Genomic DNA, 12,663 nt, shown 5'->3' with positions numbered 1-12,663 from the left:
GACACGGGAACGACCATGGCCCTCGGCTTCATCAAAAAAGTCTTTTCTTTCGGCAAGGACAAGGCCGGGACTGACGGCAAGCCGCAAGAGGATTCCGCGCTTGAACGCGCCAGAGAAAATGTCTCTTTCGATGAGGCACTGAGCGAAGCCGAAGCACATCCAATTGTCGAGAAAGACCCGGTTTCCGAACTGGAGATCGAGACGGCCGGTGGGCCTGCTCCGGATGCTGATGCGGCCCTTTCCGATGACCAGGAGGAAGAGGACGCGCCACTTCTGCCCGGTGCCCAGCAGGCCGGAGACATCGGCGTTGTTCCGCTGTCGCTGTTGCAGGCCGAAGCCGCCGCCGAAGAACAGGCCGAGGTTTTGCCCGAAGCTGCCGATGCCGTGCTCGATGCGGATGCGATGGATGCGCTGCTCGATGAGGCGGAGGCTGCCGGTGCCGTCGAGCCCTCTGCCGTTTCGCCGATCTTGCCGAAAGGTTTTGCGGCGGCAAGCGAGCGGGAAGAGCCTGTCGCCGAAGCGCCGCAGCCGAAGCTCAGCTGGTTCCAGCGCCTGCGGGCCGGGCTTGCGCGCACCTCCTCGCAACTTACCACCCAGATTTCGGCGCTGTTCACCAAGCGCAAGCTGGATGAGGATACGCTCGACGAACTGGAAGACCTTCTCATCCAGTCGGATCTCGGTGTCGAGACCGCCATGCGCATCACCGGCGCCCTGTCTTCGGAACGTTACGGCAAGGATGTCAGCGGCGAGGACGTGGCGCGCATCATGGCAGGTGAGATCACCAAGGTCCTGAAACCAGTCGCCAAGCCGTTGGAACTCGATCTTTCACACAAGCCACATGTCATTCTCGTCGTCGGCGTGAACGGTACGGGCAAAACCACGACCATCGGCAAGCTCGCCTCCAAGCTTTCAGGCTCTGGCCTCAAGGTTATGCTCGCGGCCGGCGATACGTTCCGTGCGGCGGCAATCGAGCAGCTCAAGATCTGGGCGGATCGTACCGGCTCGCAATTCATTGGCACCAAGCTCGGTGCGGATGCCTCGGGTCTGGCTTACGACGCCTATGAGCAGGCGCGTGCGCAAAAAAGCGATGTGCTCATCATTGATACTGCCGGCCGTTTGCAGAACAAGACGGAGCTGATGGCGGAGCTGGAAAAGATCGTGCGCGTGCTCGGCAAGCTCGATCCCGATGCGCCGCATACCGTGCTTCAGACACTGGACGCCACGACCGGGCAGAACGCCTTGAACCAGGTGGAGATATTCCGCAATGTTGCGGGTGTTTCGGGCCTGATTATGACAAAATTGGATGGCACGGCGCGGGGCGGTATCCTCGTGGCCATTGCCGCCAAACACAAGCTGCCGGTGTATTTTATCGGTGTTGGTGAAGGCGTGGACGATCTGGAGCCCTTCGAGGCGGAAGATTTCGCCAAGGCCATTGCGGGAGTTTGAGTATGGATATTGAAAGCAATTCCAAGGAAAGCGAAAAGATGGTGGCGGAAATCAGCCCGCTCCTGAAATTCGTGCTCGAGCTTGGCCCGCTTATGGTGTTCTTTTTCGCCAATTCCCGCGGCGAATGGCTGGCCTCCACTTTTCCGGTACTGACGGAGTTCGGCGGGCCGATCTTCATCGCCACCGGCCTGTTTATGATCGCAACCGCAATTGCGCTTTCCGTCTCATGGATGCTGACGCGCAAGCTGCCGATCATGCCGCTGATATCAGGAATCGTGGTTCTCGTGTTCGGTGCGCTGACGCTGTGGCTGCAGAACGATACCTTCATCAAGATGAAGCCAACCATCGTCAATGCGCTGTTCGGCGTCATTCTGCTGGGCGGCCTGTTTTTTGGCCAGTCGCTGCTTGGCTATGTCTTCAATTCGGCCTTCAGGCTGAACGATGAGGGCTGGCGCAAGCTGACGCTGCGCTGGGGCGTGTTCTTCCTGTTTCTCGCCGTGCTGAACGAGGTGGTCTGGCGCATGTTCTCAACCGACGCATGGGTTGCGTTCAAGGTTTGGGGCACGATGCCGATCACGATCATCTTCACCATGGCGCAAATGCCGCTCGTCATGCGTCATTCGCTCGAACCGTTGAACAAGGACGAAAAATGACAGTTGCAGAGATGCCGGCTTCCCGTCCGCGCTCGTTCAAATGGTTCGGTGTCGCTGCCGGACTTCTTCTCCTGCAGATCGTCATCCTCTATGCCATGGGCCGCATTCCCATTTGCGAATGCGGTTATGTGAAGCTGTTCGAACCCGGTGTGAACACGCCGGGCAATTCCCAGCATCTTGCCGACTGGTACACGCCCTCACACATTATCCACGGCTTCCTGTTTTACGGGCTCGCCTGGCTGCTGTTTCGCAAGAAACCCCTTTCCATGCGGCTTTCTTTTGCGGTTTTGATAGAGGCAGCGTGGGAAATTCTCGAAAACTCGCCGCTCATCATCGATCGTTACCGCACGGCGACCATGGCGCTGGGTTACACCGGCGACAGCATCCTGAACTCCGCGATGGACACCGTTTTCATGGCGCTGGGTTTCCTCTTCGCCGCCCGCGTGCCGGTGTGGCTGACGGTTGTGATCGCCATCTTCTTTGAAATCTTCACCGGCTGGCTGATCCGCGATAATCTGACGCTGAACGTAGTGATGCTTGTCTGGCCCGTCGAAGCGATCAAGCAATGGCAGAACGCGCTCCCGCCAATGTGAAGATATCTGCCCGTACGTGCGTCGGAAAGGCACGAAAACCCTGCGTTATATGCAAGTTTTCTTAAGGGCATTGCGGTAGTGTCCGGGCTCAAAGGCTCGTCTTTCCGTCCGGCAGAACACTGTGCAAGATAATTTCGCCTATCTTCTCCCCTTCATCATGCTGACATTCGGTGTGGTATTCCTGTTCCTGCAGAGGACCGGCCACGCTTCGGCGCGATACTGGGGTTTCGGATATCTTTCGGCGGCGTTTGGTTTTGCCGCACCTCTGGTGCTTGGCGGCTTGCCCTTCGAAGTACAGGCGATCGTCTCGAACCTGTTGTTTTTCTCTGCCTTTTTTCTCTACGGCCATGCGCTGCTTACCCATTTCGGACGGCCGCTTTATACGACGGCGCGACTGTCGATCGTGGCTGCGGCGGTTTTGCTGGTCTCGTTCCATGTCTTCATCACACCGGATCTGAAACGTGAGCTGGTCATCGGTGATCTTGTCTGCGCCCTGCTGCTCGCCATCCCGGTCTGGATCGTGCGGAAGCGGCCCCTGGCGCTTGCAGACAGGCTGATGGTGGCGATTGCGTCACTCGTGGTGCTCGAAACGCTGGTGCGCATCGGCATGTTGGCGGTGATGACGCCGAACGGTTCGATGATCGAACTCAGCGAGTTCTTCGAGTCGGATTATGCATTTTACATGCAGCTTGCCGCGAGCATATTCGGCTTTCTGCTTGCGCTATCCGTACTCGCGAGCCAGATTTCCGTGACTGTCGACCGGCACCTGCAAGCGGCTGAGCACGATCCGCTGACGGATGTGCTGAACCGCCGTGGGTTCGACCGGCGCGTTCCCGATTTTCGCAGCGGGACACCAATAGGCGCAGTAATTGCGTGCGACATAGACCATTTTAAGCGTATCAACGATGACTATGGACACGCCGCCGGCGATATCGTTCTCATCGGCCTTTCAGACCTTCTCAGGAAAAGCGCGCGTGGCGACGCTCTGGTGGCGCGTTTCGGTGGCGAGGAATTCGTGGTTTTCCTGCCCGGCCACACCGCCGCCGCGGCCGGTCACCTTGCCAATGCCATGCGTTTGAACCTTCTGTCGCTGGATTGGCGTAGCCGTGGCGTGGCCACCAAGGTCACGGCGAGCTTCGGCGTTTCAGCTGTCGCGAGGGGAGATCATTCAATTCACGATGCGATCAAACGCGCTGACGACAGCCTGTATGCGGCAAAGCGTGGTGGCCGCAATCAGGTCGTGCTTGAAGGGATGGGTTTGCAGGCGACAGCCGAAGGGCCGTCGCTAAGGGTGATTTCCAAGGTATAATACCGTTCGGCGCGCGGGCTACTTTCCGGCCGCAGCGGTGATCGCCGGCAATAAATCCCGCTCGACGCTGCGGGCATCGAAGGGGCCGACCTTTTTGTAGAGGATCGTGCCGTCGGCGCCGACCAGATAGCTTTCAGGGATACCATAGACACCCCAGTCGATCGCGGCCTTGCCGTTCGGGTCGACGCCTATCGCGGCAAAGGGATTGCCGAGTTCGCCGAGAAAACGAAGCGCGTTGTCCGGTTTGTCCTTATAGTTGATGCCGACGACGGTGATGCGTTTGTCTTTCGCCAATTCCTGAAGGATGGGATGCTCCTGACGGCAGGGAATGCACCAGGAGGCGAAGACGTTGACCAGCGTCAGCTTACCCTTGACGGCGGCATCGTTGAGGGCCGGCAGGTTTGAGCCTTCCAGCGGCGGCAGCGACAGTGCGGGCGCCTTGGTTCCGATAAGCGCCGATGGAATGGCGCTGATATCCAGCCCGTTGACGTCCTGATCGTAGAGCATCTTGCCGGCGATAATGGCAAAACCGCCGAAAAGCAGAAGCGGCAGAAGCGCCAGGGCATATCGCGTGCGCCCCGTGCTTTTGGCTTTGGTGTTCTGGTCCTGGCTGGCCTGCGTCATCGGGTTTCACCCGCGGAACCGGCTTTTGCCCTGCGGCGCACGCCGGATGCTTCCAATTCCTTCAGTTCCCGTTTGCGCGCCTGACCATCGAGGATGACCCAGGCGATGAGACAGAGGACAACAAGGCCTGTCGCCGCATAGGACATGCCGATATAAAAGGCGTGTGTCATGTTCTCATGCCTCCCGGTTTGCCATGCGGGCGGCAAGCCGCCGTTGGGCTGCCACGCGCCGGCGCCAGATTTCGTTACGCATTGCGGCGATGTGCAACGTGAAGAACAGTAGCGTAAAGCCGATCGCCATGGTCAGAAGCGGCCAGAGAAACTCCGCATCGATTGCCGAGCCGCCCATGCGGATGACGCTTGCCGGCTGGTGAAGCGTGTTCCACCATTCAACTGAAAACTTGATGATGGGAATATTTACAAAACCAACGAGGATGAGCACGGCGCTGACACGGGCGGCTCTGGAAGGGTCGTCCATGGCGCGGTTGAGCGCTATCAGGCCAAGATACATCAGAAAAAGCACGAAGACGGACGTCAGCCGCGCGTCCCATACCCACCAGGTTCCCCACATGGGTTTACCCCAGAGCGAGCCGGTAACAAGCGCAATCAGCGTGAAGGCAGCGCCTATGGGTGCGGCCGCCTTGTGGCTGACATCCGCAACCGGATGACGCCAGACGAGCGTGCCGATCGCTGAGACCGCCATGACGGTATAACACATCATCGAAAGCCAGGCGGACGGGACATGCACATACATGATGCGCACGGTATAACCCTGCTGGTAGTCGCCATCTGTCGTGAAAGACAGATAGAGACCGGCGGCCAGCACCAGTGCCGTCAGGACCGCAAGCCAGGGAAGAATGCGTGCCGAGAGCGCCAGAAACCGCGAGGGATTGGCGAGATCACTGAATTTGGTGATGGTGAAAGTCTGCTGGTTCATGCCGTTTGTGTAACCCGAGAATGGCTGCCCCGCAATTGATCGCCGTCAATCGTAGATCGGCAATTGCGGTTTCATCAATCCATAACATTGCGCAATGCCAAAGCGGCAAAGAAAGGACCGGTCACGGCTGAAAATAACGTGATCGCGCAGAGAATGAGGAAGGGCGGCAGAAAGGGTGCCGGATCCTGCACCGCCGCATAGGACGCGCTGACGCCGAAGATCAGGACCGGAATGGCCAATGGCAGCACAAGGATGGAGACCAGAAGGCCGCCGCGCGGCAAGGCAACGGCGACAGCGGCACCCACCGCGCCGATGAAGGTAATGGCGGGCGATCCGACAAGGAGTGTGAGCATCACCGCGCCGATCGCCACTTCGTCCATGTTCATGAACAGGCCGATGAGCGGCGAGGCGATGACCAGTGGCAGACCCGTTCCCACCCAATGTGCCAGGCATTTGACGAGCACGGTCAGCACAAGCGGGTTTTCCTGCATGAGTATGAGGTCTAGCGAGCCGTCATCCCGCTCTGCCTGAAACAGCCTGTCGAGGCCGAGGAGGGTGGAGAGCAGCGCGCCGATCCAGACGATGGCCGGGCCAATGCGTGCAAGCAGATTGAGATCAGGCCCGACACCGAAGGGGATGACGGCGACAACGGTCATGAAGAACAAGACGCCGATCAGCGCGCCACCGCCGGCGCGGATGGAGAGTTTCAGGTCGCGGAGGAAGAGGGCGGTCATTGGAGGCGCCTCGGTAGGCGGGCATACCCCGCACACGCACCCATCACGCCCAAGCCTCCACACCTGCAAAGCCCGTCATCTGCAATTCCCGCGCATTATCGAGCCCAAGCGGCTGATGGGTGGCAGCCATGACGATGCCGCCTCTCCTCAGGTGGCTCTTGACCAGATCCGTAAACATGCCGTCCGCTGCTTTGTCGAGCGCCGCTGTCGGCTCGTCGAGAATCCACACTGGCCGCCACGCGATCAGAAGCTTTGCCATGGCAAAACGTCGCTGCTGGCCTGCGGACAGGTAACCGAAGGGCAGGTGGGTGATGCCCGCAAGGCCGACGATGTCTGCCGCCTCATCGATATCGACACCGGCGCCGCCGGCGAAGTCACCGAGAAAGTCTTTCCAGAACCGCAGATTCTCCGAAACCGTCAGTTCCGTTTTCATTGCGTTGCGATGGCCGAGATAATGGCAGGCCTCCGATGGACGCATGTCCGTTTCTATTTCTTTGCCGGCTATCTTTACCCAGCCCTGCTCGGGGCGCAGCAGGCCGGCTACAGTGCGCAGAAGAGTGGATTTTCCCGAGCCGTTGCGGCCGGTCAGCACCAGCGCTTCGCCGTCACTTAACTTGAAGGAAATGTTCATGAATATGAAATCTTCGCCGCGTCGCACGCCAAGATTTTCCGCCGTCAAATCCATGCTGCGTTTCCGTATAAGATTTTCATCGTCTCGCATAAAAAAATCGATTTGATTTCCTGAATGGTCTGGCACGTTTCTGAGAAATTATCTATATGGGTGTCAACCACGCCAGCGGCCGGCGTGAACATCATCTTGCGCCGGACTTGACGATTGCGAGGAGCAATTTTCACGTGCGGACAGCGGAAATGGTCGTACCCGCATCCTGATGTGCATGAGTGCATAGGTGTCCGCACGCACGTGTTGGCTATCAGAGTAAGCGGGGTTTTTTATCCATGCCCAAATCACTCGACAGTTTTCATTGTCGTTCCGTCCTTACCGTTGATGGTAAGGACTACGTCTATTTCAGCCTTCCCAAGGCTGAGGCAAACGGCCTGAAGGGCGTTTCCAAGCTCCCCTATTCCATGAAAGTTCTTCTGGAAAACCTGCTTCGTTTCGAGGACGGCCAGTCCGTCACCAAGGAGCATATTCTGGCCGTTGCAGAGTGGCTGAACAATAAGGGCCTGACCGAAAACGAAATCGCTTATCGTCCCGCCCGCGTTCTCATGCAGGACTTCACCGGCGTTCCGGCTGTGGTCGATCTCGCCGCTATGCGCGATGCCATGGTGTCGCTCGGTGGCGACCCGGAAAAGATCAATCCGCTCGTTCCCGTCGACCTCGTGATCGACCACTCTGTTATCGTTGACGAATTCGGCACGCCGACGGCGTTTGCCCGAAACGTCGAGCTTGAATATGAGCGCAATGGCGAGCGTTACCGCTTCCTGAAGTGGGGCCAGCAGGCATTCAAGAACTTCCGCGTGGTTCCGCCCGGTACCGGCATCTGTCACCAGGTCAACCTCGAATATCTCGGCCAGACCGTCTGGACCAAGGAAGAGGACGGCGAAACGATCGCTTACCCGGATACCTGCGTCGGCACCGACAGCCACACCACCATGATCAACGGTCTCGGCGTTCTCGGCTGGGGCGTTGGCGGTATCGAGGCTGAAGCAGCGATGCTCGGCCAGCCTGTCTCCATGCTCCTGCCTGAGGTCATCGGCTTCAAGCTGACCGGCAAGGTGAAGGAAGGCGTGACTGCGACCGACCTCGTGCTGACCGTCGTGCAGATGCTGCGCAAGAAGGGCGTGGTTTCCAAATTCGTCGAATTCTTCGGCCCCGGCCTCGATTCGATGACGCTGGCCGACCGTGCCACCATCGGCAATATGGGTCCGGAATATGGCGCTACCTGCGGCTTCTTCCCGGTTGATGGCGAGACCATCAACTATCTGACCATGTCCGGTCGCACCAAGGACCGTATCGCGCTTGTCGAAGCCTATTCGAAGGCACAGGACATGTGGCGGACCGGCGACGGTTCCGACCTCGTCTTCACCGACACCCTTGAACTCGACCTCGGCGACGTCGTGCCATCCATGGCCGGTCCGAAGCGTCCGGAAGGCCGCCTGCCGCTCGAAACCATTGCGCCGAATTTCGCAACGGCTCTCGAGAACGACTACAAGAAGCCCGGTCAGCTCCACAGCCGCTATGCGGTTGAGGGCGAGGACTTCGATCTCGGCCATGGCGATGTGGCGATTGCCGCCATCACCTCCTGCACCAACACGTCCAACCCTTCCGTTCTCATCGCTGCCGGCCTTCTCGCCCGCAATGCGGTTGCCAAGGGTCTGAAGTCCCAGCCGTGGGTGAAGACCTCGCTGGCGCCGGGGTCGCAGGTCGTTGCCGAATATCTCGACAAGTCGGGTCTGCAGAAGGATCTCGATGCGATTGGCTTCAACCTCGTCGGTTTCGGCTGCACCACCTGCATCGGCAACTCCGGCCCGCTGCCCGCACCGATTTCCAAGACGATCAACGACAAGGGCCTGATCACGGCCGGCGTTCTTTCCGGCAACCGCAACTTCGAAGGCCGTATCTCGCCCGATGTTCAGGCGAACTATCTGGCCTCGCCGCCGCTCGTCGTGGCCTACGCGCTTGCCGGCACGGTCCAGAAGGACCTGACGAAGGAGCCGATCGGCGACGACCAGAACGGCAATCCGGTCTATCTCAAGGATATCTGGCCGACTTCGCAGGAAATCCAGGAATTCATCCTGAAATACGTCACACGCGAACTTTACGAATCGAAGTACGCTGATGTCTTCAAGGGTGACGCGAACTGGCAGGCCGTTCAGGTTCCCCCGGGCCAGACCTATGCCTGGGACGACAAGTCGACCTATGTTCAGAACCCGCCTTACTTCGTGGGCATGGGCAAGACTGGTACGGGCCTTACGAACATCAAGGGCGCCCGCGTTCTCGGTCTCTTCGGCGACAAGATCACAACCGACCACATTTCCCCGGCCGGTTCGATCAAGGCTGCTTCGCCCGCCGGCGCCTATCTGACGGAGCACGGCGTGGGCGTTGCCGACTTCAACCAGTACGGTACGCGTCGCGGCAACCATGAAGTCATGATGCGCGGCACCTTCGCCAATATCCGCATCCGCAACCACATGCTCGGCCCGAACGGCAAGGAAGGTGGCTACACCATCCACTATCCGTCGAAGGAAGAGATGTCGATCTACGACGCTGCCATGAAGTACAAGGCGGAGGGCGTTCCGCTCGTCATCTTCGCCGGTGTCGAATATGGCAACGGTTCTTCCCGCGACTGGGCGGCGAAAGGCACCAACCTGCTCGGCGTCAAGGCAGTCATCGCACAGTCCTTCGAGCGTATCCACCGCTCCAACCTCGTCGGCATGGGCGTCGTTCCCTTCGTCTTCGAGGAAGGCACGACCTGGGCAAGCCTTGATCTCAAGGGTGATGAAGTCGTCGAGATCGATGGTCTCGAAGGTGAAATCAAGCCGCGTGAAAAGAAGATCGCCAAGATCACCTACAGCGACGGTTCGGTGAAGGAAGTTCCGCTTCTTTGCCGCATCGATACGCTGGATGAAGTGATCTACATGAACAATGGCGGCATTCTGCAGACGGTTCTTCGCGATCTGGTTGCCTGACAAAGCTCAGACCAGCAAAGGACGCCGGGATTTTTCCCGGCGTCTTTGCGTTTCATCATCTCTTTTTTTGTGATTGCCACTCACCCCTTCGTGACTTTCTATTGAAGTGGAATAGACGTTATTTTCCGGTTTGAATCCGGTTGGGTTGATCGCATCAATTCGTCTGGATATCTGCTCCGGACAAAGGTTCTTGTAATGCCGCTGAAATTGCCCCTGTCGATATGTCTTCTCGGCACGTTCCTCGTCACATCCGCGCATGCGCAGGAAGCTGTGAAGGGCGTTGTCGAGTTGTTTACATCGCAGGGATGCGCGTCCTGCCCGCCGGCGGACGAAGCGTTGCGCAAGATGATCCAGAAGGGTGATGTGGTCGGCCTCTCCTACCATGTCGACTACTGGAATTATCTTGGCTGGACAGATTCCCTGGCATCGAAGGAAAATACAGAGCGGCAATATGGCTACATGCGCGCCCTCGGCCGCAACGGTGTCTATACGCCGCAGGCCATCCTGAACGGTCGCGACCACGTCAAGGGTGCGGATGTCCGCGGGATTTACGACAGGCTGGATGCTTTCAAGCGGGAGGGCCAGGGGCTGAACGTGCCGGTCGCGTCCAAATTTGCCGGTGACGAGGTGGAGATCGATATTGGCGCCGGTAGCGGCAAGGCCGATGTCGTGGTCGCCTATTTCACGCGCGAACAGACGGTGGATGTGCAGAAAGGCGAAAACCAGGGGAAGAAAATGTCCTACTGGCACAGCGTCTATGACGTGCAAACGGTTGGAATGTGGGATGGTTCACCGATGACGGTGAAGCTCCCGGCGAGCGTGGTGGCAAAGGTGAAAAAGGGCGGCTGCGCCGTGCTGTTGCAAACGGCAAATGCCAGCGGCGATCCGGCGGCAATCGTCGGCGCAAGTATTTTACTGGGGAATGAAACACCCTGATCGCCTGTCTGGCGATGGAAGATCCGATCCGGGCATTGGGGGCTGGGGGTAAAGGGTCAATGCACCGGATCGGGTCATCTTGGTGCCTAGGCATCAATTGACAATAGGACTATTCCATTCAATTCGGGCCATGGTTTGACCGAAATACGGCAGGCCGTGCTAAAATGGCTGCCTAAATGGTTACCTTTTTTACCCCTGCTTTTTTCTAAGGCAGCGTCCTTATGGGCATCGGAGGGCGTCTTTCTGCGTCGCAGACGCCGGGTTTCGCTGCCGTCCTAAGACCGTAAAACCCGCCTCCAAAGTTGCGATCTCATGTTCAATGGCTGTTCGAGACTTGCAATTTTGTCTTCTCCGGCTCACATTAATCGGACGACTTGGGTGGAATCGGAGGTATTGGATGACCGATCAACCGGATGTGCAGCAGGTTCAGACCGCTTCACGCGACAGTTCCACCGTTGTCGATCTCCGCGAGTACAAAAAAGATAAAGACCCTCTGCCAATTACATTCCACCGGCGTGAGCTGGATGCGATCCTGCGCATCTATGGCCGCATGGTGGGAGAGGGCGAGTGGCGCGACTATGCCATCGACCACTTGAGGGAAAAGGCGGTATTTTCAGTCTTTAAACGCTCGGGTGAAATGCCGCTCTACAGGATCGAGAAGAACCCCAAGCTGGCGGCGAAACAGGGGGCCTATTGCGTGGTGAATACGGATGGCCGCATTCTCAAACGTGGCCACGAGCTGCCGCAGGTTCTCAAGGTTTTCGACAAGGTCCTGAAGCTCATCGAGTGAGATGAGACGGGACGAGCTACCCTGCCGCAGCTTCGTGCGGACACGCGGGTGGAGAGGCGATCAAGTCTCGAATTTCGGTAAATAAAAAGGCGGCCGAATGGCCGCCTTTTGCATGTTTGCCAGTTGGGTTGCTGCCCTTACTTGTCACGGTTGCCCATGAACTGCAGGAGGAACATGAACAGATTGATGAAGTCGAGATAGAGCGTCAGCGCACCCATGATCGCCTTGCGGCCAGCCACGGCAACTTCGTCGCCATCGAAATACATTTCCTTGATCTTCTGCGTGTCATAGGCGGTGAGGCCAGCGAAGATCAGCACGCCAATCGCGGAGATCGCGAACTGAAGCGCGGAAGAGGCGAGGAAGATGTTGACGATGGACGCGATGATCAGGCCGAACAGACCCATGATCAGGAACGAACCCATGCCCGAAAGGTCTTTCTTCGTGGTGTAACCGTAAAGCGAGAGCGCGCCGAACGAGGCAGCGGTCACGAAGAACGTCTGTACGACGCTCTGGCCGGTATAGACCAGGAAGATCGAAGACAGGGACACGCCCATCAGCGCCGCATAGACCCAGAAGGTCATCTGGGCGGCAGAAACGCTCATGTTCTGGATACGGAAGCTAAGAAAAAACACCAGTCCGAGCGGTGCGAGCATCACAACCCAGCGCAACGGCGATGCATAGAGCAACTGGGCGAAAGCCGGATTGGTGGTCGCGAGCGTGAAGGTAGCGAACGCCGCAACACCGGTGATGACCAGAGCCAGTGCCATAAGGTTGTAAACCTTGAGCATGTAGGCGCGAAGACCTTCATCGATCATCGCACCAGTCTGTGCACGGGTCTGGGCCATGCGGTTCTGGTAGTTATTGAAGTCAGCCATTGTTTCCTCTTTTGAGCTCCGTAATTGCTACGGTGTCGGGATACCTCCCGGGCGCCGCTGCGGAGCTTCAGCAAGCCTGCCCAAGAATATGATGGCAGAACGTGTCCGATACAAGG

General features: G+C 58.2%; 13 protein-coding genes. 7 read left to right on the top strand and 6 right to left on the bottom strand.

From position 1 onward, the window contains the following. The first annotated feature begins 15 nt into the window (after nucleotides 1–15). The 4 genes from ftsY to QE432_RS12485 all read left to right on the top strand — a co-directional run bounded on the left by ftsY (nucleotide 16) and on the right by QE432_RS12485 (nucleotide 4,001). Nucleotides 16–1,446 carry a signal recognition particle-docking protein FtsY gene (gene ftsY, locus QE432_RS12500; protein WP_306624461.1) on the top strand — a complete coding sequence of 477 codons (1,431 nt, stop codon included), beginning with the start codon at nucleotides 16–18 and terminating at the stop codon, nucleotides 1,444–1,446. Nucleotides 1,447–1,448: 2 nt separating this feature from the next. Beyond that, nucleotides 1,449–2,099 (top strand): septation protein A, encoded by a 651-nt coding sequence (locus tag QE432_RS12495; RefSeq protein ID WP_003516625.1) that lies wholly within the window; start codon nucleotides 1,449–1,451, stop codon nucleotides 2,097–2,099. Further along, nucleotides 2,096–2,692 carry a DUF2585 domain-containing protein gene (locus QE432_RS12490; RefSeq protein ID WP_003516627.1) on the top strand — a complete coding sequence of 199 codons (597 nt, stop codon included), beginning with the start codon at nucleotides 2,096–2,098 and terminating at the stop codon, nucleotides 2,690–2,692. The genes QE432_RS12495 and QE432_RS12490 overlap by 4 nt, the downstream gene beginning before the upstream one ends. A gap of 121 nt (nucleotides 2,693–2,813) precedes the next feature. Beyond that, the gene (locus tag QE432_RS12485; protein ID WP_306624459.1) at nucleotides 2,814–4,001 is read left to right on the top strand and encodes a GGDEF domain-containing protein; all 1,188 of its coding nucleotides are present in this window, start codon (nucleotides 2,814–2,816) and stop codon (nucleotides 3,999–4,001) included. Between the two features lie 18 nt (nucleotides 4,002–4,019). Here the strand turns inward: QE432_RS12485 and QE432_RS12480 are convergent, their stop codons facing one another. From QE432_RS12480 to ccmA, 5 genes are all read right to left on the bottom strand, one after another. Then, complete coding sequence (locus tag QE432_RS12480) at nucleotides 4,020–4,625, bottom strand: DsbE family thiol:disulfide interchange protein (RefSeq protein WP_013636917.1); 606 nt, start codon at nucleotides 4,623–4,625, stop codon at nucleotides 4,020–4,022. Next, complete coding sequence (ccmD, locus tag QE432_RS12475) at nucleotides 4,622–4,795, bottom strand: heme exporter protein CcmD (RefSeq protein WP_013636916.1); 174 nt, start codon at nucleotides 4,793–4,795, stop codon at nucleotides 4,622–4,624. The genes QE432_RS12480 and ccmD overlap by 4 nt, the downstream gene beginning before the upstream one ends. A 4-nt stretch (nucleotides 4,796–4,799) precedes the next feature. After that, a complete protein-coding gene (locus tag QE432_RS12470; protein ID WP_111803888.1) occupies nucleotides 4,800–5,561 on the bottom strand; it encodes a heme ABC transporter permease in 762 nt (253 codons plus the stop codon). A gap of 74 nt (nucleotides 5,562–5,635) precedes the next feature. Then, nucleotides 5,636–6,295 (bottom strand): heme exporter protein CcmB, encoded by a 660-nt coding sequence (gene ccmB / locus QE432_RS12465; RefSeq protein ID WP_003516632.1) that lies wholly within the window; start codon nucleotides 6,293–6,295, stop codon nucleotides 5,636–5,638. A gap of 43 nt (nucleotides 6,296–6,338) precedes the next feature. Continuing rightward, a complete protein-coding gene (gene ccmA, locus QE432_RS12460; protein ID WP_112153903.1) occupies nucleotides 6,339–6,980 on the bottom strand; it encodes a heme ABC exporter ATP-binding protein CcmA in 642 nt (213 codons plus the stop codon). Between the two features lie 272 nt (nucleotides 6,981–7,252). Between ccmA and acnA the strand changes: the two genes are divergently transcribed. The 3 genes from acnA (at nucleotide 7,253) to QE432_RS12445 (ending at nucleotide 11,672) form a co-directional block, all read left to right on the top strand. Beyond that, nucleotides 7,253–9,946 carry an aconitate hydratase AcnA gene (gene acnA / locus QE432_RS12455; protein WP_097100952.1) on the top strand — a complete coding sequence of 898 codons (2,694 nt, stop codon included), beginning with the start codon at nucleotides 7,253–7,255 and terminating at the stop codon, nucleotides 9,944–9,946. 195 nt (nucleotides 9,947–10,141) lie between these two features. Beyond that, complete coding sequence (locus tag QE432_RS12450; RefSeq protein WP_003516643.1) at nucleotides 10,142–10,882, top strand: DUF1223 domain-containing protein; 741 nt, start codon at nucleotides 10,142–10,144, stop codon at nucleotides 10,880–10,882. Nucleotides 10,883–11,279: 397 nt separating this feature from the next. Further along, nucleotides 11,280–11,672 carry a DUF2794 domain-containing protein gene (locus QE432_RS12445; RefSeq protein ID WP_003516645.1) on the top strand — a complete coding sequence of 131 codons (393 nt, stop codon included), beginning with the start codon at nucleotides 11,280–11,282 and terminating at the stop codon, nucleotides 11,670–11,672. A 137-nt stretch (nucleotides 11,673–11,809) separates the two neighbouring features. On the opposite strand, the gene QE432_RS12440 is transcribed toward QE432_RS12445, so the two are convergent. Further along, nucleotides 11,810–12,547, bottom strand: a complete 738-nt coding sequence (locus tag QE432_RS12440; RefSeq protein WP_013636912.1) for a Bax inhibitor-1/YccA family protein — start codon at nucleotides 12,545–12,547, stop codon at nucleotides 11,810–11,812. Nucleotides 12,548–12,663: the final 116 nt, after the last annotated feature.

It is taken from the genome of Agrobacterium sp. SORGH_AS_0745 (assembly GCF_030818995.1).
Lineage (GTDB): Bacteria > Pseudomonadota > Alphaproteobacteria > Rhizobiales > Rhizobiaceae > Agrobacterium > Agrobacterium tumefaciens.
Note: the sequence above shows the minus strand (reverse complement) of the source record. Positions and strands in the feature narration are given on the sequence as shown.

Bases quoted from the DNA above. Each gene is read 5' to 3' on its own strand.
- ftsY (WP_306624461.1), top strand. From the start codon at position 16: ATGGCCCTCGGCTTCATCAAAAAAGTCTTTTCTTTCGGCAAGGACAAG.
- QE432_RS12495 (WP_003516625.1), top strand. From the start codon at position 1,449: ATGGATATTGAAAGCAATTCCAAGGAAAGCGAAAAGATGGTGGCGGAA.
- QE432_RS12490 (WP_003516627.1), top strand. From the start codon at position 2,096: ATGACAGTTGCAGAGATGCCGGCTTCCCGTCCGCGCTCGTTCAAATGG.
- QE432_RS12480 (WP_013636917.1), bottom strand. From the start codon at position 4,625: ATGACGCAGGCCAGCCAGGACCAGAACACCAAAGCCAAAAGCACGGGG.
- ccmD (WP_013636916.1), bottom strand. From the start codon at position 4,795: ATGACACACGCCTTTTATATCGGCATGTCCTATGCGGCGACAGGCCTT.
- QE432_RS12470 (WP_111803888.1), bottom strand. From the start codon at position 5,561: ATGAACCAGCAGACTTTCACCATCACCAAATTCAGTGATCTCGCCAAT.
- ccmB (WP_003516632.1), bottom strand. From the start codon at position 6,295: ATGACCGCCCTCTTCCTCCGCGACCTGAAACTCTCCATCCGCGCCGGC.
- ccmA (WP_112153903.1), bottom strand. From the start codon at position 6,980: ATGGATTTGACGGCGGAAAATCTTGGCGTGCGACGCGGCGAAGATTTC.
- acnA (WP_097100952.1), top strand. From the start codon at position 7,253: ATGCCCAAATCACTCGACAGTTTTCATTGTCGTTCCGTCCTTACCGTT.
- QE432_RS12450 (WP_003516643.1), top strand. From the start codon at position 10,142: ATGCCGCTGAAATTGCCCCTGTCGATATGTCTTCTCGGCACGTTCCTC.
- QE432_RS12445 (WP_003516645.1), top strand. From the start codon at position 11,280: ATGACCGATCAACCGGATGTGCAGCAGGTTCAGACCGCTTCACGCGAC.
- QE432_RS12440 (WP_013636912.1), bottom strand. From the start codon at position 12,547: ATGGCTGACTTCAATAACTACCAGAACCGCATGGCCCAGACCCGTGCA.